The following is a 24886-nucleotide window of genomic DNA, read 5'->3' as shown; positions in this document are numbered from 1 at the left end:
CCTCTTCCCATCTCGAACAGAGAAGTTAAGCCCAGTTCCGTTGATGATACTGCAATCACATGCGGGAAAGTAAATAAACCCCAAAAATATTAGAAAAGAGCTACCTCGAAAGGGTGGCTCTTTCTGTTTTGGAGACTTGAAGACTTAAGGACTGAAAGACTGGAGGATTTGGAGACGATAAGACACAAGATAAAAGACACATGAATAGGTGTTGTAGGGACTTTAGGACTGAAAGACTAAAGGATTTGGAGACTATAAGACACAAGATAAAAGATACATGAATAGGTAAGTACAGGGGCATATTGCATATGCACTTGGGAAGAACAAAAAATAGCAGAGCTACATCTTATTTATGGTGTGGCTCTGCTATTTTCATTTAGGGGCTGACTTATTAGCTTTCATAAAATAACCGTTCCTTTTGTATTTTGGTTAATGTTTTACAGATTGTTCCAAGAAAGTCCTCTATGTTCAACAATCCTACGTCAATGATTTTGATGTGTAGTCAACAAAGGCTAAAAGAACGATTATTTCATGAATCTTAATAAGTCAGCCCCTAAATGATATTAGACTTAAAAACTGTAAGATGATAATCATCCTAAAGTCTTTAAGTCTAATATCATTTAGTCCTACAATCCTAAATCCTTAAGTCTTCAAGTCCTCAAAAAAACACCTACGAGAATAAATCAATGATATCATCCTGCGATAGTTTTTTCAAGAACCCATCTTCCGTACTAATAATATCCTTAGCAATGTCTCGCTTTTTATCTTGAAGCAATAATATTTTCTCTTCAATGGTGTCTTTACAAATCATTCTGTAAGCAAATACACTCTTCTTTTGTCCGATTCTGTGCGTTCTATCAATTGCTTGCTGTTCAACGGCAGGGTTCCACCAAGGGTCTACTAAATAAACATAATCAGCTTCAGTAAGGTTAATACCAACGCCACCTGCTTTCAAACTCATCAAAAATACTCTGCAAGTTTCATCATCTTGGAAATGATTTACTCTATCGGCTCTGTCAGTAGTCTTTCCATCTAAGTATTCGTACTTGATGTTATGCTTTTCAAGATGTTGTTTAATTAGATCCAACATTTTTAAGAATTGACTAAAAATCAAAATCTTATGATTTCCAGCATTCTCTTCAATCTCACGAATGATTTCCTCTAGCTTTGCCGAATTAGTATCGTATTCAGTATCATCATTTAATAGCGCTGGGCTATCACATATCTGGCGAAGCTTCAATAAACCTTCAAGAATCAAGAAAGCAGCCTTTTCTCTACCATCTACTGACATTTTATCCACCAATTTTTGGCGATAAATCTCACGGAAAGTATCATATACCTTTCGTTGTTTCTTGTCCATTTCACAGTAAATAATACTTTCTGTTTTTTCAGGTAAATCCTTGGCTACTTCTTCCTTAGTTCTTTTGAGCATAAAAGGATACACAATTTTACGTAACTGTGAAGCCTTTTCTTTGTCTTGGTTTTTATCGATTGGGTTTGAAAACTCAGCTTTGAAGAACTCGCCACTGCCTAATAATCCTGGATTGATAAATTCCATTTGAGAATATAAATCAAAAGTATTGTTCTCAACAGGCGTTCCTGTCATCACCAAGCGATTGCGTGACCGAAGTAATTTAACGGCCTTAGAAATCAAAGAATCTGGATTCTTGATAGCTTGCGATTCATCAAGGATAATATAATTAAAATCAAACTCACGAAATATTTCAATATCAGAACGCACCATGCCATAAGTCGTTAAAATAATGTCATATTCTCGCCAGTGGTCGTTGATTTTTTGTCGAGTACCTCCACGATGAACAAACAGTTTTAAATCTGGACAGAATTTTAATGCTTCAGCTTGCCAGTTAAAAATCAATGTTGTTGGCAAAACTACTAAGTTTACTCCTTGTGGGTTACGATTCTGTTGTTCTTGAAGAAAAGTAAGCATTTGAAGCGTCTTACCAAGCCCCATATCATCGGCAAGGATTCCACCCCAAGAAAATTCATCCAAGAAATTCAGCCATTTAAAGCCTTCTACTTGATAGTCGCGTAGTTGAGCATTGATGTTTTTAGGCAACTCAATCTCTGCCATTTCTTTAAAATTAAGCAGTTTTTGTTTTTTCTCATACAATTCCTGCTCAAACTCAAAGCTATCGATGTCTTTGCTCAATTCATCAATTAATGAAAAGTGCATTTTGGAAAGCTGTAATTGATCACCTTTTACTTTTCCTAGCTTCAATACACTTTCATATCGCTTTAGCCATTCTTCTGGTAACATTCCCAAAGAACCGTCTTTTAATTCAACGTAGTTTTGTTTTTTCAAAACAGCTTTTTGAATTTCCTTGATACCAATCACTTGGTCACCAAACTGTACTTCTATTTTCATATCAAACCAGTCGATGCCCGAACCTGCTTTGATATTAAACTCTGCTTTGTGTGGATTATACCTAAACTTCTTTAAATCTTTGAACCCCAAAATCGTGATATCATGGGCTTTCATGGCTTCGAAAAACTTATAAAGCCATCCATCTTTCAGAACATTATTGAAAGAAAGGAAGAAGAAAGGATATTGACTTTGATTTTCAAAAGAAGGATGCTGTTCTTTTATAAGACCATAATAGTTTTTCTCGGCTTCATAGTTTCTATGCAGAATGGTGATTTTTTCGTTCTCAAAATTTATTTTGTTTGTTTTTTGATCATGAGAAAACTCTAACCCGTTTTCATATTCATACATAGGTACAAAGAGCAAATTGCCTTCGTCTTCTTTCAGGTAGATTTTTATCTGTTGATAATTGACATATTGATTTTCAATTTCCTGATTGATTTGTAAATCAACAGTGAATTTATCAGCAAGAGGCAAAACAAAGTCTTGAAAGAAACCACCAAAATTAGATTTCTTTACCTTGAGTACGCCATTCTTTGGAAGATAACTTAATAAATTGGCTACCTCAGGATTGGCCAGCTTATACAAAACATTGCCGATACTACGCACCCAATAACTATTAGGATTTACTAAAGATGCAAGCTTTGTTTTTTTCTGATTGATGGTAGTAAAACCTTCTAATACAATAAAATCGTCTTCTTCTGACAACGTAAAAGCAGGGAAAATACGCTCTTTACCAATTTTTATTTCTTCTACATCAACTTGGCTACTGACAAAAGAGGTTTTACTGGTATGAACTTGTTTGTCTGATAATAGATTAAAAATCCTATCAAGCTTCTTGTTAATATATTCTTCTACAATAGGTAAATCGTTAGCAGATACTTCATCACGATTGAGATAATCATAGAAATACGGCAAACGCAAATCTTTTTTCTTACCAAAAGCTTTCAGTCCGTCATCCTTAATACTATTAATTAAGCCTATCACTTGGCTATCAGCATCGGTCAATACTGGGAAACTTTCAAAGTCACTATCTTTCAGCGAACGGATATAGGCCATTTTGCCATTTGCTCCTGCCTTATAGGAATAGGTATCAATCGCTACATCGTTTACAAATTCTATTCCCTTGAAACGTAGCACATATAAAATTTGACGAAGCTCTCTATCAACATCATCGTTGTTGATTAAATAAGAATTTTCAGGCGTACGGAAAATACGATTATTGATATTTCTCCAGTTCTGAAATTGACTGATTTTTTGAATACTTTGATCGATGCGAACTAACTGAACGGAGCCATCCGCTTTTAGTTTAAAATCAAATTTATCTTGTAAATCGTCTTCTAAAGTAAAGCCATATTCAGATAGTAGTTTGTTTTTTTCTACGGTATAATCACGCATTCTATCGAATGGATTATTCGGACCATAAGTATCTCGAATGGCAATCAATGCACCAATTTTATGGATGCATAATTGGTTTTCGATATCTTGCGCACAAGAGCAAGAAGTGGCTACTTCACTATTGAAACGGAGCTTTTCAAATTTTAAATGAAAAATCTCTTTTTTGTATTCTACATCTACGATGGCGATGCCATCAATTGCTGAAATAATTTGTACATTTTGAACACTAGCCCTGTTTTTCCAATCATCTAAACTAGAATGACTTTTCAATGACCAATCGTCGAAAGTACTAATTCTGATAATGTGGTATGATGTAGGATATGTTTTCTTTAAAGGAAGTGCTTGTATGATGGTTGGCTTGCGAGTAAGTAAATCTTGTTCTAAAAATAATAAGGCTGCTACTCTGTGTTTACAAATCCCACCCCAGTCGTAGTCGCAAGAACAACTAGAGCTTACAATGGCTGTATTCCAATTGCGAATATGAACGGTATAAAATTTTGAACTAGAATCACTTTTTACTTTAATAGTAGCTTCGCCTTTATCAGTGTAGGATATTTTTTCAAATGTAGTACCCCCTTTTTGATAAATAATCTTACCACGAGAAACACTTTGCGGTAAGGCATTTGATTTGAGGTATTTTCTTAATTTTTCTGCAAGGATTATTGACATTTTTCTGAATGCTTTGTTTGAAATCGGCTAATCCGCAAAGATACAGATAAAAGAAGTGGAAAAGTTAATTAAAAGAGAAAAGGTCAATAATTTACTTTTCATATAAATTTATTAATTTAGGCTACTATACCTTAAGTCGCTATAGATGAACTACTTCTCTACATTCCCTTTTGTCCGTTTTACAATTGCCTTGATTTTTGGCATTGTGATTTACAATTTTTTTACTCCTTTGAATATCAAGCTTATTTTTGGGCTTTGGCTATTCCTTATATTATTATATGTAGCCTTATATCTTTTCAGGCAACAAATTAAAAACCATATACTTACAGGCATTTGTGGATTAACCACCTTAGTTTTCACGGGTTACCTGCTTGCGTTTCATTCAACCGAAAATAATTTTCCACAACATTATTCACACTATGTTTCAAGGCTTAGCCATTATGAAATAATTGTGGATAACTTGGTTGAAGAGAAAGAAAATTCATGGAAAGCTATCGCTGAGGTTCGTTCGGTGGTTATCAATAAACGTATATTATCAAGTTCTGGAAAAATACTCCTCTATTTTGATAATCAAACTGTGGAAAAACCAAAGTATGGAGACGTCTTTTTGATTAAAGGAACACCCCAAGCGATTTCAGTACCCAAAAATCCAGAAGAGTTCGACTTTCGTCAATACATGGCTTGGCAAAATATAGGTTTTCAACAATATTGCCGTGCCTCCATGATTGAACAAGTAGGACATTCTGAACGAAATATTATCAAGGCTTTAGCCATTAAAACTAATTTATTGGCTGATTCTATTTTAACCACCTTTGTAGAAGGTAAAGAGCAATATGGTGTAGCGAATGCCATGATTTTAGGTCAGCGAGATGATATCGATAGCAATTTAATGCAAGCCTATTCTGCTACGGGTGCAGTACATGTATTATCTGTTTCAGGTTTACATGTAGGTATAATTTATGGTGTTTTGGTTTTCATACTTAGCTTTTTAAAGAAATGGGGCAAAAATGGAAAATTTCTTATATTAAGTATTACCTTAATTACGCTATGGTTTTATGCTTTCATTACAGGATTGTCGTCGCCTGTACTACGCTCTACCTTTATGTTTTCGGTGATTTTAGTTGCCAGAACATTTCAAAGGAAGGATAATGCCTATAACACTGTGGCTTTCGCGGCTTTCTGTTTGTTGTTGATAAATCCGCTTTTTTTATTTAATGTAGGTTTTCAATTATCGTATTTAGCTGTTTTTGGTATGATTTATTTTCAGCCAAAATTTAGTCCTTTCATAGTAATTGATAAAACTGAAAGTTGGCTACATTGGCTTGGTTTTCATCTTTGGCAAATAAGCACCGTAGCCATTGCAGCACAGATTGCGACTTTCCCAATTGCTATTTATTATTTCCACCAATTTCCGAATTATTTTCTGTTGGCTAATCCGTTAGTAATCTTACTTTCTTCTTTGGTCTTGATAGCTGGGCTATTCTTTGTGTTTTTTGCAGCATTGTTATTAGTCTTTCATCAACAGGAAATTATCTATGTTTTAGGTCAAGGTTTTAAGTTTTTGATTGTAGCACTCAATAAAATAGTATTATGGTTTGAAGGTCTCCCTTTTGCCATTACTAAGTTTTTGTGGATTTCACAGTTGGAAATGTACTTATTATATGCGCTTATTTTTGCCCTGATAGTTTTGTGGAAAACACAGTTGTTTAAGTGGGTTCGTATCAGTAGCCTTATTGTTTGCTTGTTAATAGTGTTTATTATCAGTAAAAATATTAGGCAACGAAGTCAAGATTTTTTAATAATTCATGCTATTCCAAAGCACAGTGCTTTTTCTATCATTAAAGGCAAAAAAGCAATAATATTGGCAGACAAATCACTTTTAGAAAGTAGAAAAGACATTGGTTTTAGGTTGAATAACCTTTGGGCGAAATATGGAGTTGTAGATACGATGAAAATTAACTTAATGGACAATCAACGCCTAAAAGATTTCGACATGATTTCCCAAAGCAAGGATTCAATTACAATATTGGCTTGGCATGATAAGACCTTTTTATGGATAGGTAAAAATTTAAAAAAGAAAAACATTGATGCTCAAAAACAGGTTTTCGATTATGTGATTCTAGCCAACAAATCTATACTTGATTTAAATCAGCTCATGGATAAAGTGCAATTCAAGTGTTTAATCATAGATGCTTCTTATACAGATTGGTATGCTGATAAACTGAGTAATCAAGCAAAACAATTAGGGATAACTTATCATAATTTGCGAAAAAATAATGCGTATCAAATAGGTGTTGATGATTAATACGACAAAGTATTAAGTAAACTATTACCACTCATCAAACAAAATTTCCAAAATACACCTTAATCACTTAATTTAGACCCCTTAAAATTCTAATAATTTAAAGTCATCATGCTAAAAACTCAAACAAAACTTTCTCTGATTGCTTTGTCATGTTTTGCTTTTACAGTAAATGCACAAGACAAAAAAGGAGATACTAAAGCCCCAGCGGCCGCCACGACAGCGACAGCTCCTAAACCAGCAGAAGCGCCTAAGACTGGCCCTAAACCTTATAAGGAGGTAATTACGGATAAAGCTAAAACTTCAAAAGGGCTTTTTACGGTTCACAAAATTGAGGATAAATATTTCTTCGAAATTCCAGACTCATTGATGGGAAAAGAAATCATGAGTATTACGCGTCTTGCTAAAACAGCAACGATTCCGGGTACTTATGGTGGTGAAATGTTGAACCGTCAGGTGATTCGTTTCGAGAAAGCACCAGAAAATAAAATTTTCTTACGTGCAGTTCAATACATCAATGTTTCTGCTGATTCTACAGCACCACTTTACAAAGCTGTTAAGAACTCTAACGTAGAGCCAATCGCTCAGGCTTTTGATTTAAAAGCTATCAAAAAAGATTCTATAAGCAAAACGAGTGCTTCGGTAATTGAAGTAACAGATTTTTTTAAAGGAGATAATCAGATATTTTCTTTACCTCCTTATGCAAAAACAACGTATAAGTTTACATCAATAGCCCTTGATCGTTCTTATATACAGTCAATCAAATCGTATCCAATCAATACGGAAATCAGGACGGTTAAAACATTTAATGCTGTTCCGCCAATGCCAGGTGGAGCACCAAGTCCAATTCCAACAGTAAATATCCCAGCGGCAGCGGCTACTGGAGCAGTTACGATAGAATTGAATACGTCAATGATTTTATTGCCAAGCAAGCCAATGAAAAAACGTTATTTTGATAACAGAGTTGGATACTTTGCTACTGGATATACAGTGTTTGATGATAATTCACAACGTACAGAGGACCAAACTTTTGCGGTTCGTTGGAGATTAGAGCCTAAAAATGCTGAAGATGCTGCTAAGCAAAAAAGAGGAGAATTGATTGAGCCTAAAAAACCAATCGTATATTATATCGACCCTGCGACACCTGAAAAATGGCGTAAATATTTGAAGCTGGGTGTTGATGATTGGCAAAAAGCTTTTGAAGCGGCTGGTTGGAAAAATGCTATCCGTGGAGAAATCTTGACAGAAAAAGATACAACGATTAGCTTAGAAGATGCTCGTTATTCAGCGATTCGCTATTTCGCTTCGGATATCGAGAATGCTTATGGCCCTAACGTAAATGACCCACGTTCTGGAGAAATCCTAGAAAGCCATATTGGTTGGTACCATAACGTAATGAAGTTATTGAAAAAATGGTATATGACTCAAGCTGCTGCAGTTGACCCACGTGCAAGAAAAAATAAGTTTGATGATGAGTTAATGGGTGATTTGATTCGTTTTGTATCATCACACGAAGTGGGTCATACTATCGGTTTACGTCATAATTATGGTTCAAGCAGTACTGTACCAGTTGAAAAACTTCGTGACCCGAAATGGATTGCAGAACATGGACATACTCCATCAATCATGGACTATGCTCGTTTCAACTATGTAGCACAGCCAGAAGACGGTGTGAAAGACTTATATCCACGCATTGGTGAATATGATATTTGGGCTATCAAGTGGGCATACCAAGCATTAGATGGTGAAACACCTGAAGAAGACCAAAAAACACTTAATAAACAATATATTCAAGAGTTTGCTAAAAACCCAAGAATTTGGTTCGGAACAGAAACAAACCCTTATGACCCTCGTACTCAAAGTGAATGTTTGGGCGATGATAATATGTTAGCAAGTGAGTATGGTATCAAAAACTTGAAAAGAATTGTACCAAACTTAACAGAATGGACGAAAGAAGAAGCACAGGATTATGATATGTTATCAGAGGCTTATAACGAAATTGTTACGCAATATCGTCGTTATATTGGTCATGTTAGCAAAAACGTTGGTGGTGTTTATGAAACGCCAAAAACGATGGATCAGCAAGGAGCAGTATATGAACCAACACCTAAGGCTGTTCAGAAAAGTGCTGTTTTATGGTTAAACCGTCAGGTTTTTGATACGCCGTCTTGGTTATTAGATGATAAAATTATTACAAAAATTCGTCCAGATTATGGTGTTGATGCTATCAGCCGTATTCAGGAAGCTACTTTGAATAATTTATTTACTTCAGACCGCCTACAACGTTTGGTTGAAATGAATGCTAAGAACCCAGCGAGCTATGGCTTAGATGAATTCTTTACAGATGTTCGTTCGTCTATTTGGTCTGAAGCACGTACACACAAAGTAACAGATGCTACACGCAGAAACTTACAAAAAGTGTATGTTGAAAAAATGATTAGCATCTTAAATGGTACTGCTGTAGGTGGTTCGGGCGGGTTTAGCTTCAGAGGAACTGTTGTTCCTGCTGCGGTTGATCCTCGTAAAACGGATATTACTTCGGTAACGCGTGGTCATTTATTAGCATTGAAAAGTGAGTTGAAAGCAGCCTTGCCTTTAACAAGCGACAAAATGACAAAATATCATTTTGAAGATGTATTATTCAGAATAGAAAAAGGACTAGATCCTAAATAACAATAGACCATTTGTTTTGATAATGAAATCCTGCCAGTACTGGCAGGATTTTTTTGTTATCTTTAAATATTAATAATTAATCAGATGGATTTCGGTAAACTACCTATACAAGAAATAGATAAAGTAAATTTCACCTTACAGGCAGACAATACTTTCAATGAAAAAGTATTGGGCAATGTGCCTGTCAAAAAACCTATTGTACACGTTGGCTGTCCGGTTTGGTCAAACAAAGATTGGAATGGGAAAATCTACCCACATTCAGCCAAGACGGCTGACTATTTGTCGCTTTACTCTAGACAATTTAATACGATTGAACTGAACGTTACTCATTATCAAATTCCAAGTGAAGAAACGATTGAGCGATGGAAAGAAGAAACGGTAGATAATTTTACCTTCTGTACAAAGTTTCCTCAAATTATTTCGCATGATAAAATGCTTCAAAAGGCAGAAAGTTTAACAGAAGCTTTTTGTCGTAAAATATTGGATTTGGATGAAAAACTGGGAATGCCATTTTTACAATTAGCACCCTATTTTACACCAAAACAATTTTATGCCTTAGAAAAGTATCTTAAAGATTTGCCTCCTGAATTGAGAATAGCTGTAGAGTTTCGACATGAAGACTGGTTTAAAAATGAAAAAATCTGGCAAGAAGCTTTGTCATTGTTAAATCATTATGGGCATGGTACTGTTATAACGGATGTAGCAGGAAGAAGGGATGTAGTACACCAGAGTTTATCAAACAAAATAGCCACAATCCGTTGGGTGGGAAATGAACATTCTTCTGACCGCCAGCGTGTAGATGAATGGATACAAAAATTAAAAACATGGTTTCATCAGGGTTTAGAAGAAGCCTATATTTTTGTACATATTTGCGAAAGTACCTTTGCACCAGAATTAGCTCTTTATTGGATTCAGCAATTAAATAAGCATTGTGGTTTAACCCTAAAAGAGCCAAAGTTCTTACCAAAAGTAGAACAGATGAGTTTGTTTTAATGAGGCTTTCAGCTTTCGGACATCGGCTTTCTGTTTTAAATTAGGAATAGACAAACGTTTAGAACATCATCTGAAAGCTGATATCCGACATCCGAAAGCTGACAGCTAAAGAAAATTTTATCCTATTTCACACTAAATACCAAATCTTTAGGAAGTAAATTTCAAAATAATAACTATTTTTGCATCATGATTTTCAAAGGCACACATCATTACCATCATGTAATTTCCTAAACAGGGAAGGCTGATGAGTATTGTGCCAATAGCAACGACACAAGTATTCGATATAAATAGAAGCCTGATTCCTGAAAAGAGTCAGGCTTTTTTTATGCAAAACGCTGAGTTTAAACGAGCATAACAGCGATTTACCCTTAATTCTGAAAAATGAAAACAGTAATAATCAAATACAATGCAGGGAATGTTCAGTCGGTAATGTATGCCTTGGATAGAATAGGTGTAAATTATCTTTGGACAGATGATGAGGATGAAATTCGTTCGGCTGATAAAGTGATTTTTCCCGGTGTAGGCGAGGCAAGTACTGCGATGGCTTATCTGCGTGAAAAAGGATTGGATAAGGTTATCCCTTCATTGAAACAACCTGTTTTGGGTACTTGTGTGGGTATGCAATTGATGTGTCGCCATTCTGAGGAGAATGACACTACCTGCATGGGAATTTTTGATATTGATGTAAAACGTTTTGATGCTACTTCCTTTAAGGTACCTCATGTTGGTTGGAATAACATTTACAACCTTAAAAGCGAGCTGACCGATGGCTTAAAAGAAAGTGCTTTTATGTATTTTGTGCATAGCTATTATGCCGAAATCAGTCAATACACTGTGGCTGAATGCGATTACGTTCAACCTTTTTCAGCAATGCTCCATAAAGATAATTTCTACGCTGCCCAATTCCATACCGAAATCAGTGGGAAGGAGGGGCAGAGGATTATTGAGAATTTTTTGAAGGTTTAGGACTGTAGGACTTTAAGACTAGAGGACTTTAGGTTTTGGAATTGTTGAATTATAAGACTATAAGGACTTGAAGACTTTAAGTTTTGAAATTCTAAGATTAAAGGAATTTTTAGAGAAATAGATTTTACACCGATTTATATTTAATAATCTACATGAGAGGACATAATTTTAGAGAACTAAATGGTTTGGAAACAGGCTGTAGCTTTTGTTACTGAGATATACATTTTAACTAAAACTTTTCCACAAGAAGAAATTTATGGCTTGACTTCTCAGATTAGAAGAGCTGCTATCTCTATACCCTCAAATATTGCCGAAGGTTCTGGAAGAAGTTCAAAAGACTTTACTCGATTTTTGGATATGAGTCTCTCTTCGGCTTATGAAGTAGAAACGCAGTTAATGATTGCGCAAAATTTAGAATATATTTCAACAGACGATTTTCAACGAATGATTGAAAATCTGAAAAGTATAGAAAATCAATTACACGGTTTGTCAAAATATTTAAATAAATGATTTTTTAAAGACTAGAGGACTTTAAGACTAAAAGACTATAAGAGTTTAATTATCTTCTAGTCCTAAAGTCTTAAAATCCTAAAGTCTTAAAGTCCAAAAAAATGATCCAAATAATACCAGCCATAGATTTAATTGATGGGAAATGTGTTCGTCTTACGCAAGGTGATTATGCTCAGAAGAAAATCTATAATGAAAACCCATTAGAAGTCGCCAAGTCGTTCGAAGATGCTGGCATTCAGCGTTTGCACCTAGTTGATTTAGACGGAGCAAAACAAAAACGCATCGTTAACCATAAAGTATTAGAACTGTTGGCGACCAAAACCAATTTGCATATTGATTTTGGTGGAGGTGTACAGTCTGACGAAATGATTGAAATTGCGTTTAACTCAGGTGCGAAACAAGTGACAGGCGGAAGTGTAGCCGTAAAGAATCCTACTTTATTTGAAGGATGGTTACAGAGCTACGGTGGCGAAAAGATTATTTTAGGGGCTGATGCTCGCAATGAAAAAATTGCTATTTCAGGTTGGGAAGAAGCTACTACCACTTCTGTATACGACTTTGTAGGAAACTATATAGAAAAAGGAGCAAAATATGCTATCTCGACAGATGTAGCTAAAGACGGATTATTAGAAGGACCAAGTTTTGAATTATATAAAAATTTACAAGACCAATTTCCTAGTCTACAAATTATTGCTAGTGGAGGCGTTTCGGTAATGGATGATATTTTGAAATTAGACGAAATGAATATTTTCGGAGTAATTGTTGGTAAAGCAATTTATGAAGGAAGAATTAGCTTAAAACAGATTGCAGCATTGCATCAATAACTGTGAGCTTTGAGATGTCAATTTTCGGAATTTTCTTTATTTTTTTAAGAAGAAAATATTTTTTACCCGCAGATTTTCGCAGAAAAAAATACGCTGATGTCGCTGATAATATAAGTTCCTAATGTCCTTTAGTCTTAAAGTCTTAAAATAAAAAAAAGGCTCAAAGCTCATTGCTCAAAGCCGATAGCTATAACAATGCTTACAAAAAGAATAATACCTTGTCTTGATATAAAAGATGGTCGTACGGTAAAAGGCACAAACTTTGTAAACCTGCGCGATGCTGGAGACCCCGTAGAGTTAGGGGCAATTTATGCGGAACAAGGAGCAGACGAATTAGTATTTTTGGATATTACTGCTACGGTGGACAATCGAAAAACATTAATAGATTTAGTAAGAAACGTAGCTCGTAATGTAAATATTCCTTTTACTGTTGGAGGAGGCATTTCATCTATCGAAGACGTGTCTGCACTGCTCAATGCTGGGGCTGATAAAGTATCTATTAACTCCTCGGCTGTGCGTAGACCAGAACTAATTGACGAATTAGCTTTGCAGTTTGGCTCGCAATGTATTATCGTAGCGATTGATACACGCTTTGTTGAAACGGATAAAGGTATTAAAGAACATATAGTACATACACATGGCGGAAGAAAACCAACAGAATACCGAACTTTAAATTGGGCGAAAGAAGTAGAAAACCGTGGTGCAGGAGAAATCTTATTGACATCAATGGATACGGATGGTACCAAAGCAGGTTTTGCCAATGAATTAACGGCAACTATCTCGGGTAATTCTTCTATTCCTATTATTGCCTCAGGTGGGGCAGGTACTATGGAACATTTTAATGAAGTGTTTACTATCGGTAAAGCTGATGCTGGATTAGCCGCTAGTATTTTCCATTTCAAAGAAATTGATATTATTGCATTAAAAGAATACTTGAGAGATAAAGGTATTTCGATGAGATTATAATGAAATGGTATTGATTATTTATTAAAATTCAAGAGAGAGTAACTGAGGTTGTTTTAATTCTTTTAGGAATTAGGATTGCTATTATTTCAAGAAAATAACCATAAAGAACCAAATTGGTTTGAAAAAAATGAAAGTAGACTTTGAAAAACAGGGTGGATTAATCCCTGCTGTCATACAAGATGCAAAGACAGAAAAAGTATTAATGCTTGGTTATATGAATCAAGAGGCTTTGGAAAAAACAGAGCGTGAAGGAATAGTAACTTTTTTTAGCCGTTCTAAACAACGTTTATGGACTAAGGGTGAAACTTCTGATAATTTTTTACATGTTGTAGAAATTCTAAAAGATTGCGACGAAGATACTTTATTGATTAAGGTAAACCCCGCAGGCCCTACGTGCCATACAGGAGCTGACACTTGTTGGGGTGAAAAAAATGAACCTGGACAAGCAGGATGGTTGAATCACCTAAAGGCTGTTATCCGTGACCGCAAAAATAATCCTTCGGAGAAGTCTTATACTGCAAGTTTATTCGAAAAAGGCACAAATAAGATTGCTCAGAAAGTAGGAGAGGAAGCAGTAGAATTGGTGATTGAAGCGATGGATAACAACGATGAGCTGTTCAAAGGGGAGGCTGCGGACTTATTATTTCATTATTTAGTCCTATTAGAGCAAAGAGGACTTGACTTTGATGAAATTATTGATGTACTTCGCTCAAGACATTCAAGATAAATGAATATTAAAAAACAAATAAAATTGTAAAATGATAAACTTCATTATCAAGTATTTAGTCCTTGCCATTGTCATTTTGTTTAGTACTAGATATATAAATGGAATTTTTATTGATGGTTTTCAGACTTCCTTTTTAGTTGTATTGGCGATGGGTTTTGCCAATACCTTTGTGAAGCCTATTTTAAAACTAATCAGTTTCCCAATTACTATTCTTTCGTTGGGTTTGTTCTTGTTAGTTATCAATGTAATAGTAGTATATATAGTAGATTATTTTATTGATGGATTTTCAGTAAGAGGTTTTATTCCTCCTTTGATTTTTAGTTTTGTATTATCAATTACCTCTACAATATTAGGATGGTTTTTTGATAAAGATTAATATCATATAAGTATTTTATATTACCCAAATTATGCTATAACCATTTGTTTTCCAATTATATATAATTTTCATTTAAAAATTTATATATAATTGGAAACATCAAAAAAATATTTAATTTTGTGCTTTCAATCCTTATCATAAGTTAATAAACTAGATAGACGATAGAGTTTAATTTTCCAGCCTTGAATAATAAGTATTATTGGATTGTTTGTTCAGAAAAGTACCATGAGAATTAATAGAAATTAGCCTGTTTTTTAAAATTATAAAATTCCTAAGTAGACGATTATGAAAACCTTTACACTATTGGGATTGGTCCTTTTATTAGGGATTAATAGTGCCCAAGCACAAAAAAGCACCATTTCTTCAGCTCCTTTTTCAGAAAAAGATAAAAATCTTATCGCTAGTGTTTTAGAAACTCATGTAAGTCTTGCCAACAAAAAAGATAGAGATAATCGGTCTTATTTTGAAAATATGACACTTGATTTAGACTCAACCTATTACGAAGTTGAAACGCTTGCAAAATTCTCAGAAAAGAATGATGAACTAAATAAATTTATCTCTCAAAACTTAGTTCGTCCAAGTGATTATAAAGGAGAAACTGTATTAGTGAGATTTAAAGTAGAGCGTTTTGGAGAAATCAGTAAGATTCATGTTTTGGATACAGGTATTTCTCCCACATTGAGTGCTGAGGTAATAAAACTAGTCAAAAAAATGCACAATTGGATTCCTGCTCAGATACATGGAATATCGGTTGCTTCATTTTATGTTTTACCGATAAAGTTTTAAATTATTCTTCGGGCATTCCTCTTTGAAAATTTACTTCTGTAGCCATGCCCATAGCACTGAACCTCACGGCCATCATTTGTGCAGAAGATTTCTTTTTGATGTCATCACAGTGGTTGCCGGGTTCTAAGAAATAAATATAGTATTCTTGGCTACGGTCTGCTAATTGTTGAATATCGGGTTTGCCTAAATAATCATCAATATCGTTAGAGCTTACGCCTTTTATTTCGTCTTTTAAAGATTTTAGTTTTTCAACCATTTTCAATCTGTCGCCTTTACAACCACCACGATCAGCACGCCATTTTTCAAGATCCAGACCATCTAGTTTAGGCTGTTTGGTACAGGCAATGCAACTAACAAATAGTAATATTATATAAATTGAATTTTTCATGTTTTCGGAAAATCAGTTTAACTTAAAATTTTAACACAATCTAATCACCAGCCCAATTATAAAAAAGTGAAATGCCCATTAATTAATTATCGAAACTTTATAGCCGAGTAGGTTTTTTAAAGTTTCGATAATTTCTCACCAGCCTTCTCTAGTGTTTCATCATCTTTCGCAAAACAGAATCGTAGTATTTTAAAATCATTTTTCTGGTTGTAAAATACAGAAACTGGAATGCTAGCCACACCAATTTCTTTAGTGAGCCTAATCGCTAATTCATAATCGTTTTCATCCGTAATTCTTTCATAATTTACACATTGAAAGAAACTGCCCTTAGCAGGTGTAAAGGTAAAGCGAGAATCTTTAATACAAGCTAAAAACTTATCACGCTTTTCTTGATAGAACAATGGAATTGAAAGATAGTTTTGAGGGTCTTGTAAAAAATCAGCCAAAGCATATTGAATAGGGGTTACCGTAGAGAACGTTAGCCATTGATGTACTTTCCTGAATTCTTCGCTCAATTGTTTAGGAGCCAAACAATAGCCAACTTTCCAGCCAGTAACATGAAATGTTTTCCCAAAAGAGCCACAAATAAAACTTCTTTCTTTTAAAATTGGGTGACGAAGCAAAGACCAATGAGCAAGACCATCGAAAATAATGTGTTCGTATACTTCATCGCCAATCAGGAAAATATTAGTGTCTTTAATGATTTCAGCTAAACTATTTAAATCTTCTTGTGAAAGAACAGTCCCTGTAGGATTATGAGGCGTGTTTAGGATAATTAATTTTGTTCGTTCATTAATCTTCCCTTTTACAATATTCCAATCAATCTTATAGCCATTTTCTGGGGTTAAAGTTACATACACAGGAATGCCACCATTTAAAGTAATAGCAGGGGCATAGGAATCATAACAAGGCTCGAGCAAGATAACTTCATCGCCATGATGAACAACTGCTGTTATGGCAGCATACAATGCCTCTGTAGCACCACACACTACGGTTACTTCACTATCTGGGTGATAGTGAACTTGGTACAAATCGCTTACTTTCTGTGCAATTACTTCACGGAGTGCCTGAATACCCGCCATCGGGGCATATTGATTCATCCCTTTTTTAAGGTAATGATTAACTAACTCTGTTAATATAGGAGAACAATCAAAATTAGGAAAACCTTGTGATAAGTTCAACGCTCCGTGTTCGGAAGCTAATTTGGACATTACCGTGAAAATAGTAGTACCTGTATTGGGTTGTTTAGAAATCAAATTCATTTTTACTTGATGCTTTCGGGATTCGGCTTTCGGATGTCAGATTTTAATAACTGCATGCTTAGAATTAATAAATTAATTAATAATATCTTCTCCCTTAATTCACTAACTCACAATTCACTCACTCATTCACAATTACCTAAAACCACTCTAAGCACCCATTTTCAACTAATCCTTTAATATTGAGGGAATCATCAAAGATAATCATGTTGGCTTGATAACCATTTTTGATATGTCCTAAAGAATGGTCTAGTGCTAACACTTCTGCGGGATACGTAGAAGCCATCCTGAGGGCTTCTTGTAATGGAATATTTACTTTTTCAACACAGTTGATGACTGCTTGAATCATCGTTAAAGCAGAGCCTGAAAGCGTTCCTTTAGTATCGGTATAATGCGTACCTGCATGAATAAACTTATAATCGCCCGAAACATCATTCGTTACTGCATCAGTAATGATAAACAGTCTTTTGCCCATTATTTTTTTAGAAATTTTCACACTAGCAAAATCAACATGAATGCCATCAGGAATAATACTTGCCCAAGCCTCAGAATCATAAGTAGCACCCACTAAGCCAGGTTCACGTCCTTGAAAAGCCGACATAGCATTAAATAAATGGGTTACTCTTTTAATTCCCTTGTTGAAAGCATATTTAGCTTGCTGATAAGTAGCGGAGCTATGACCAGCCGCAATTTTAATATCGCTTTGTAAGAGTAAGTCTAATTGTGTATCTGTAAACTCTTCAGGTGCGATGGTCATGTAAGTAGGCAAACCCACGCAAGCCTCAATAATGGTTTTCAGTTCTTCGTCTGTGGGCTTTCTGATAAATTCAGCCACATGTGCACCTCTTTTAGGAAAGCTAAAAAACGGGCCTTCTAAATGTAAACCTGCCAATCCTTGTCCACCGTTTTTGAGATAGCTTTTAGCTACTGCTATCGATTCAAGTATTTTATCAAGCGGTGTTGACGAAAGCGTTATCTGAAAGTGCGTAGTGCCAGATTTACGAATTTCCAGATAAGTATTATGAATAGTTTCCTCCGTTGTTTTTGAATTATACAAACTTCCACCACCGCCATAAATTTGAATATCTATTAAAGCAGGAGCAATATTGAAGCCTTTCAAATCAATAAGTTGAATTTCAGGAAAAAGATTGTCTAAGTCTTCAATGTCTTCTTCGTCCAATATTCTTGCAATCTTATTAGCTTCTATCACTAATATTTTATTGTTAAGAATTTCTTCAGAAGTAAATATCTGGCAATTTTTTAAAGCGTACATAATGGGTAAATTGAAATATGCTAAATTAAATACTTACGATTTCTAAGGTGATTTTCCAAACCCCTTTTGCTTCCTGACGCCACATTCTTAAATAACTTCCTGAGCTGCCTTTTCCCGATACTGTTCCGTAAACACACACTAAATCGCCTGATGCTGAGGCAATCGCCTTTAAGCCAGTATAGATAAGTTTTTTATCATAGCTTTTTTTCAGAAAAGCTCCAGCAGGGTCTTTCCCTACAATTGGCAGTTGGCTATTTCTATAAATCCTAACATTTTGAGATAAATGAGGCTCAAAGGGATTGAGAGCCGTCTTAGCATTTTTCCAAAAGAAATGGTCCTGCATAAAAACAAAACGTTCGGCTAAGGTAGCAGGATTTTTTAAATCGGCAGGTTTAAAAACAGGATAATTCTTGATGATTTGCGTGCTTTTACTAGCATTATCTGCATGACCTACGCCAATGTCAACGGCAACTTTCCATGTATCATCGCTTTGTTTTTTCCACAAAGTAACGAAGGTACCAAAACCAAAAGCTTTTCCGTCTGCTGTTTTATCATGAATTTGCCAATTCCCTGCAGTATAACCTAAATCGGCAGCACCTGAAATTTCTGCGAAATTAGGCTGCCAAGTTAAAACCTGCTGAAAATCCTGATTCTGCCATTTTTCTAGTCCATTTACGGGCATCCCTTTCTCAAAAACAATGGCATCTTTCCCCAAAAAGGATAAAAAAGCATTTTTTGTGCCTTTATCGATAGATGTTTGTGCAAAGGCTTTTTCGCTTTCTATCATTTTCTGTAGCGCCTCTTCTTGCTTAACATCTTGCGAGAAGGTGGCTAAGGGAAAACCCAAAGCCACAGTTAAGAACAATTGTTTAAAGTACATATCTTATAATTTAGGATGCTTCAAATGGAAGTCTGTGGCATCTTGATAAATTTTTGCTACTTGTAATAATTTGCCTTCGCCAAATAGTTTACCCATAAATGTAATGCTAGTAGGGCGACCTTCCGCACGAAAACCATTAGGTAATACTACACATGGGTGACCAGTAAGATTCGTCATTGTCAAATTTCTACTAGCGAAAGCTGGTGATAAGTAAACGTCAATTCCTTTCAGCCTATTGTTGAATTCTTGAATCAATAAAGTTCTATGACGATTCGCCTGTAAATATTCAACCGCAGGGACGAGTCGGGCTGCTCTAAAAGAAGTTGGCCAAGCATTTTTAACTTGACGAACCATTAAATCATCTTTACCAGAACGTGTCAGCTCATCGAAAGCTGCTGCTGCTTCCACAGTCAACAAAAAACTAATGTCGCTGGATGGTAGGTTTGGCAATTCTAAAGGAATTAATTCTGCTCCCAATTTTTTCATCGTGACCAAGGTAAGGGAATCTTGCGTCTTATTAGGATATTTCCCTTCAAAATCTTTTTTCAAGTACGCTATTTTAATGCCTTTCAAGTCTTTTTTGTTACCGTCAAACTGAAACGGTGCGTTCATAACGCTTTGGTCATGTCCATCTTCTCCAAGAATAGCATTAAATACGATGGCACAGTCTTCAACGGTTCTACAGATTGGCCCAAGTTTGTCCATACTCCAACTTAATGCCATCGCACCCGTGCGAGGCACGCGTCCGAAAGTAGGACGTAGACCTGTATCTCCACATTCGGAAGAAGGAGAAACAATAGACCCTAACGTTTCAGAACCAATGGCAAAAGGCAATAATCCCGCCGACACTGATGAGGCTGAACCTGCCGAAGAGCCAGAAGAACCACGCTTTAAGTCCCAAGGGTTTTTAGTAGTACCACCAAACCAAACATCACCCATGGCTAATTCACCTAAGGTTAGTTTGGCACATAAAACAGCTCCAGCTTTCTCTAAACGTTGAATAACGGTTGCGTCGTAATCCAAAACTTGGTCTTTGTAGGGTACAGAACCCCAAGTGGTTTTATAACCCTTTTTTGCCAATAAATCTTTTGCTCCGTACGGAATGCCGTGTAATAAACCTTTGTATTTTCCAGTAGCTATTTCAGCATCTGCTTGTGAAGCCTGTTTCAAGGCTAAGTCTTCAGTAAGCGTAACTACGCAAGCTAATTGAGTATCATATTTTTTCAGCCGTTCTAAAAAGAATTTGGTCAACTCTAATGAAGTAATTTGTTTACTTTGAATTAAAGCAGCCAATTGTCTGACAGAGTAAAAAGCTAACTCATTTTTATCTTTTGGCAAAGTGATTTTTACAATAGTAGATGCTTTGAAATAGGAAGCACCTTTTTCAAACTCGAATCCTTGGGGTAATGGATTAAAAACTAGGGCAGGAGCCACTTCATTTTTTAGTTCAACCTTTCTGTTTTCTTCAAAATTTTTGCGAGTAGTAGTAAGTTTAGCAAGCATTGAATCTGCTTCTGGCTGAGTAAACTCTAAACCAATAATTTTTTCGGCCTTTTTTACGATGTCAATCGTGATGGCTTCATTTTCGAGTGATTTAGTAATAAATGCGCCCAAAGCCATACTTCCGAGACAAAGGGATGAAATCAATAAAGTTTTTTTCATGAAATATTATTTTGTGGGATGAAGTGAGGAAAACAGCATAAGCTAAAGTTCTTAATGATGTTTTTATAAAATTACACTATAAACGAAATCTTTGTTTATTATCTTTGGGAAAAATTGGTAATTCAAAATCCTAAAATTTATGTATGAAATTTTTCAGTTAATCCATAAGACACTTTTCTTTGTCGTAATCATTCTTGGGCTAATCGTTTTAGTACGCGCAGCTATGGGGCTCACGTCGAAAAGTGAATTCACAGACACAGACCGTAAATTGGGTCTTTTCTTCCTTATCTCGAACCATACTCAACTATTAATCGGTTTAGTATTGTATTTGTTCTTGAGTCCGTTTGGGATAAAAGCATTTACAGACTTTGGTTCGGAAGTAATGAAAATTGCTGAATACCGTAAAATTGCTGTTGAACATATCTTCACAAACATCATTGCTATTGCTTTGATTACGGTTGGATATTCAAAGAATAAACGTGCGACTGATGCAATTGTTCGCCATAAAAATGCATTAATTTTCTTTGGCTTAGGCTTGATTTTATTGTTGAGTCGTATTCCTTGGGATAAGCTTTAGTATTGGCTTTCGGCTGTCAGCTTTCGGCTTTCAAATAATCAATTGCTGAAATCCGAAATCCGATGGCTGATACCCGAAATCAATAAATTCTTATATTTCTAATAGATTTTTTGTTAAAAACGCAGACTTATCAGAAAGTCTGCGTTTTTTTGTGAAAAATCTGAATACTATTCCATTAGATAAAAAAATAAAACTAATTGTGCAAAAAAATAACAAAATAGTTATATTGTGCTGTAGTTTTAGCTTTGAACCAAATTATCCTGATTTTCAAAGCCGTTTTGTTATCTATTGACTAAATTTATAAGTGATGAAGAAATGTATTTTTTTAGACCGTGATGGCGTATTGAACATAGACCGTGTAGATTATGTGTACCGACTTGAGGATTTGATTATTCCTGATGGCGCCATTGAAGCATTGAAAAGATTTAAAGAAGCAGGCTACTTATTAATTGTTATTACCAATCAATCAGGAATTGCCAAAGGAATTTATACGCGCGAGGATGTGTGGAAATGTCATAACTATTTTCAAGAACAATGTGGGAATCTGTTAGATGATATTTACTTTAGCCCACATCATGAAAAATTTAACTCGGCATCATTGACGCGTAAGCCAGATTCATTAATGATAGAAAAAGCGATTGCTAAATATAAAATAGATAGAGATTCCTCTTGGATGATTGGCGATGCTCATCGTGATATTAAAGCAGGAAAAAAAGCAGGCGTAAAAACGATACATTTAACGGAAAAACCAGAAGAGTCATTTTCAGAGCTAACAACTAGTAATTTGTTAGCAGCAAGTGAATTGGTTTTACAATAAAAGAAAAGAGATAGCCAATTAGCTATCTCTTTTCTTTGTCAATTCTCTTACCTTTTTTTCTTTCTATCTCTGCTTTCTCCTCCGCTACCCTTTGTGCGTCTATCGCCTCTTGGAGCAGACTTAGCATTTTTAGATTTATGTCTTGAGTCTCCACGATGCGATGGCTTTGTTTTTCTTTTACCATCACCGTCATTGCCTACTAAAGTCAAATCCATACTTCTGCGACCCAAATTACATTCTTTTACTTTTACCTGTAATTTGTCTCCAAATGTAAATACTTTGCCATTTCTCTGTCCAACAATTCTGTAGTTATCGCGGTCGAAATCATAGAAATCATCTTTCAAATCATTCATTCTGATTAAGCCTTCCGAAGCAGTTTCGGTAATCTCTACAAAAATTCCGAATTCCGTAACGCCAGAAATGATACCATCCCATACTTTACCTTCTTCCATCAAGCTCATAAATTCTACTTGCTTGTATTTGATAGAGGCACGTTCAGCTTCGGCAGCCATTTTCTCCATTTCAGAACTATGCTTACAACGGGCTTCCCAAGGAGCACGTTCTAAAGGCTGTCCGCCATCTAAATAATGCTGGAGCATTCGGTGCGCCATCATATCTGGATAACGACGAATAGGACTGGTAAAATGCGAGTAAAAAGGAAATGCCAAACCAAAGTGACCGATTGGGTCGGTGCTGTATTTTGCTTTAGACATCGTTCTTACTGCCAAGTTCTCCAAAATATTCTGTTCTGGTTTCCCTTCCACATCATGCATCAAAGCATTAAACGAAGTACTTATCTGCGATACTTCCGTTTGTACATTGTAACCAAAACGTTTGGCAAATGTCGAGAAGTTTTTCAGTTTTTCTGGGTCTGGGGCATCGTGTGTACGATACACCATCGTATTTCTAGGTTCTGTTTTACGCAAATTGAATACATATTCCGCTACTTTCTTATTAGCCAATAGCATAAATTCTTCAATAAGCTTATGAGAATCCTTTCTGATTTTCTGATAAATTCCTAGCGGTTTCCCGTTTTCATCTAAGTTGAACTTTACTTCAACAGTTTCAAAATTTACGGCTCCTTTTGCAAAACGTTCATCACGAAGTTTATGTGCTAATTGATTCAGTGTCAAAAGTTCTTTTGGGAAAGTAGGAAGTGAAGCAACGTCGTCCGTTTTCTTTTTACGTCCTTTTTTCTTTGGTTCTTCTTCGGGTGTTTCAACAGGTTTTGCATCCTCTACAGCAACAGTTCCGCCTTCTATTCCATCTAAAACCTCTTGAGCTTCTTCGTAAGAGAACCTTCTGTCAGAATGGATAATAGTTCTACCAAACCATTCGCCTACTACTTTGGCATCAGGAGTGATTTCAAAAACAGCCGAGAACGTCAATTTATCTTCATTAGGGCGAAGAGAACATAACCCATTAGATAACTTCTCAGGCAACATTGGTACTACTCTATCTACCAAATATACCGAAGTAGCTCTTTTAAAAGCCTCCGCTTCAAGATTAGATTCTGGTAACACATAATGAGTAACATCTGCAATGTGTACACCCACTTCATAATTGCCATTTTCTAAGAAGGAAAAACTGAGGGCATCATCAAAATCTTTGGCATCTACGGGGTCAATCGTGAAAGTTGTAGTTCCTCTAAAATCACGACGATTTTTGATTTCTGCTGCTGATATTTTTACAGGAATGTTTTCGGCTTCTTCTTCAATATTTTTAGGAAAACTGATTGGCAAGCCAAATTCTGCTAAAATAGCATGCATTTCAGTATTATTCTCGCCAGCTTTTCCTAAGACCTCTATTACTTGGCCTTCCATTTTGCGCTCTTTTTCAGCCCATGTAGTAATCTTTACAATTACCTTGTCGCCGTTCTGAGCATCACCAATATCATACTTTGAAACAAAAACGTCTTGGAATATTTTCTTAGCATCAGGAGTCACAAAAGCATAGTTTGGTAAAATCTCGATAGTACCTACTAATTCTTTTCTGCCTCTTTCTATAATTTCTACTACTTCGCCTTCCGCACGTGTTGTTCCTTTTTTATTTTTGGGGAATACCAATACTTTTACGATATCGCCATCTATGGCTCCGTTTAGTTCACGGGTATTAATCCAAATATCATCTTCTCTGTCTTCAACCACTACAAAAGCAAAACGAGCGTTTACATGGTCTATTCTTCCGACTACAAATTCTGTGACAGTATCTACTATATAACTTCCGTTTTGTTGGCGAATGATTTTTTTGTTTTTATGAAGCTCTTCAAGCAATTCTCCATATAAAGTTTTTGTACTACGGTCACGAACGGCAAAGGCTTTATGTACTTGGTTTAGCGACCAAGCTGTATCTTCATTTAGGCGAAAGAACTCAAGAATTTCTTCTTTTATCCTATCGCGAAAAGTTTGTTCTTTAGATTGTTTTGGTTTAATCATTTAGCAATTAATATGTTTTTCT

The 24886-nt window shown here is 35.5% G+C and carries 19 protein-coding genes; 12 read left to right on the top strand and 7 right to left on the bottom strand.

Annotated elements, in window-relative coordinates; all coding sequences use genetic code 11:
* Nucleotides 1-670: 670 nt before the first annotated feature.
* Nucleotides 671-4450, bottom strand: a complete 3780-nt coding sequence (locus J2Y60_RS20235) for an SNF2-related protein (RefSeq protein WP_309923077.1) — start codon at nt 4448-4450, stop codon at nt 671-673.
* Nucleotides 4451-4595: 145 nt separating this feature from the next.
* Here J2Y60_RS20235 and J2Y60_RS20230 point away from each other — a divergent pair, with 145 nt between their 5' ends.
* The 10 genes from J2Y60_RS20230 (at nt 4596) to J2Y60_RS20185 (ending at nt 15573) form a co-directional block, all read left to right on the top strand.
* Nucleotides 4596-6755 carry a ComEC/Rec2 family competence protein gene (locus J2Y60_RS20230; RefSeq protein ID WP_309923075.1) on the top strand — a complete coding sequence of 720 codons (2160 nt, stop codon included), beginning with the start codon at nt 4596-4598 and terminating at the stop codon, nt 6753-6755.
* A gap of 108 nt (nt 6756-6863) precedes the next feature.
* Entirely contained in the window at nt 6864-9425 is a 2562-nt protein-coding gene (locus J2Y60_RS20225; protein WP_309923073.1) for a zinc-dependent metalloprotease, read from the top strand.
* 84 nt (nt 9426-9509) lie between these two features.
* Nucleotides 9510-10418 (top strand): DUF72 domain-containing protein, encoded by a 909-nt coding sequence (locus J2Y60_RS20220; RefSeq protein WP_309923071.1) that lies wholly within the window; start codon nt 9510-9512, stop codon nt 10416-10418.
* A 381-nt stretch (nt 10419-10799) separates the two neighbouring features.
* Nucleotides 10800-11384: an imidazole glycerol phosphate synthase subunit HisH gene (gene hisH / locus J2Y60_RS20215; RefSeq protein ID WP_309923069.1), complete on the top strand. Its 585-nt coding sequence runs from the start codon at nt 10800-10802 to the stop codon at nt 11382-11384.
* A 180-nt stretch (nt 11385-11564) separates the two neighbouring features.
* Nucleotides 11565-11894 carry a four helix bundle protein gene (locus J2Y60_RS20210; protein WP_309923066.1) on the top strand — a complete coding sequence of 110 codons (330 nt, stop codon included), beginning with the start codon at nt 11565-11567 and terminating at the stop codon, nt 11892-11894.
* Between the two features lie 101 nt (nt 11895-11995).
* Entirely contained in the window at nt 11996-12718 is a 723-nt protein-coding gene (gene hisA, locus J2Y60_RS20205) for a 1-(5-phosphoribosyl)-5-[(5-phosphoribosylamino)methylideneamino]imidazole-4-carboxamide isomerase (protein WP_309923064.1), read from the top strand.
* A 195-nt stretch (nt 12719-12913) separates the two neighbouring features.
* Entirely contained in the window at nt 12914-13684 is a 771-nt protein-coding gene (hisF, locus tag J2Y60_RS20200) for an imidazole glycerol phosphate synthase subunit HisF (RefSeq protein ID WP_309923062.1), read from the top strand.
* A gap of 127 nt (nt 13685-13811) precedes the next feature.
* Complete coding sequence (gene hisIE / locus J2Y60_RS20195; RefSeq protein WP_309923060.1) at nt 13812-14411, top strand: bifunctional phosphoribosyl-AMP cyclohydrolase/phosphoribosyl-ATP diphosphatase HisIE; 600 nt, start codon at nt 13812-13814, stop codon at nt 14409-14411.
* Between the two features lie 31 nt (nt 14412-14442).
* Nucleotides 14443-14787, top strand: coding sequence for a phage holin family protein (locus J2Y60_RS20190; RefSeq protein ID WP_309923058.1), 345 nt, complete (start codon nt 14443-14445; stop codon nt 14785-14787).
* 285 nt (nt 14788-15072) lie between these two features.
* Nucleotides 15073-15573 carry a hypothetical protein gene (locus J2Y60_RS20185; protein WP_309923056.1) on the top strand — a complete coding sequence of 167 codons (501 nt, stop codon included), beginning with the start codon at nt 15073-15075 and terminating at the stop codon, nt 15571-15573.
* Between the two features lies 1 nt (nt 15574).
* Here J2Y60_RS20185 and J2Y60_RS20180 read toward each other — a convergent pair whose 3' ends face one another.
* The 5 genes from J2Y60_RS20180 to J2Y60_RS20160 form a co-directional block, all read right to left on the bottom strand.
* Nucleotides 15575-15961: a hypothetical protein gene (locus J2Y60_RS20180; protein WP_309923055.1), complete on the bottom strand. Its 387-nt coding sequence runs from the start codon at nt 15959-15961 to the stop codon at nt 15575-15577.
* A gap of 116 nt (nt 15962-16077) precedes the next feature.
* Nucleotides 16078-17223 (bottom strand): methionine aminotransferase, encoded by a 1146-nt coding sequence (locus J2Y60_RS20175; RefSeq protein ID WP_309923052.1) that lies wholly within the window; start codon nt 17221-17223, stop codon nt 16078-16080.
* 136 nt (nt 17224-17359) lie between these two features.
* A complete protein-coding gene (nagA, locus tag J2Y60_RS20170) occupies nt 17360-18493 on the bottom strand; it encodes an N-acetylglucosamine-6-phosphate deacetylase (protein WP_309923050.1) in 1134 nt (377 codons plus the stop codon).
* 25 nt (nt 18494-18518) lie between these two features.
* Nucleotides 18519-19373, bottom strand: a complete 855-nt coding sequence (locus J2Y60_RS20165; protein WP_309923048.1) for a DUF4440 domain-containing protein — start codon at nt 19371-19373, stop codon at nt 18519-18521.
* Nucleotides 19374-19376: 3 nt separating this feature from the next.
* Nucleotides 19377-21035, bottom strand: a complete 1659-nt coding sequence (locus tag J2Y60_RS20160; RefSeq protein WP_309923046.1) for an amidase — start codon at nt 21033-21035, stop codon at nt 19377-19379.
* A 139-nt stretch (nt 21036-21174) separates the two neighbouring features.
* Here J2Y60_RS20160 and J2Y60_RS20155 point away from each other — a divergent pair, with 139 nt between their 5' ends.
* Entirely contained in the window at nt 21175-21612 is a 438-nt protein-coding gene (locus J2Y60_RS20155) for a hypothetical protein (protein WP_309923044.1), read from the top strand.
* 307 nt (nt 21613-21919) lie between these two features.
* Entirely contained in the window at nt 21920-22429 is a 510-nt protein-coding gene (locus J2Y60_RS20150; protein WP_309923042.1) for an HAD family hydrolase, read from the top strand.
* A gap of 47 nt (nt 22430-22476) precedes the next feature.
* Here the strand turns inward: J2Y60_RS20150 and J2Y60_RS20145 are convergent, their stop codons facing one another.
* A complete protein-coding gene (locus J2Y60_RS20145) occupies nt 22477-24864 on the bottom strand; it encodes an RNB domain-containing ribonuclease (protein ID WP_309923040.1) in 2388 nt (795 codons plus the stop codon).
* Nucleotides 24865-24886 lie beyond the last annotated feature (22 nt).

This window comes from Arcicella sp. BE140, from assembly GCF_031456255.1.
GTDB lineage: Bacteria > Bacteroidota > Bacteroidia > Cytophagales > Spirosomataceae > Arcicella > Arcicella aquatica.
Note: the sequence above shows the minus strand (reverse complement) of the source record. Positions and strands in the feature narration are given on the sequence as shown.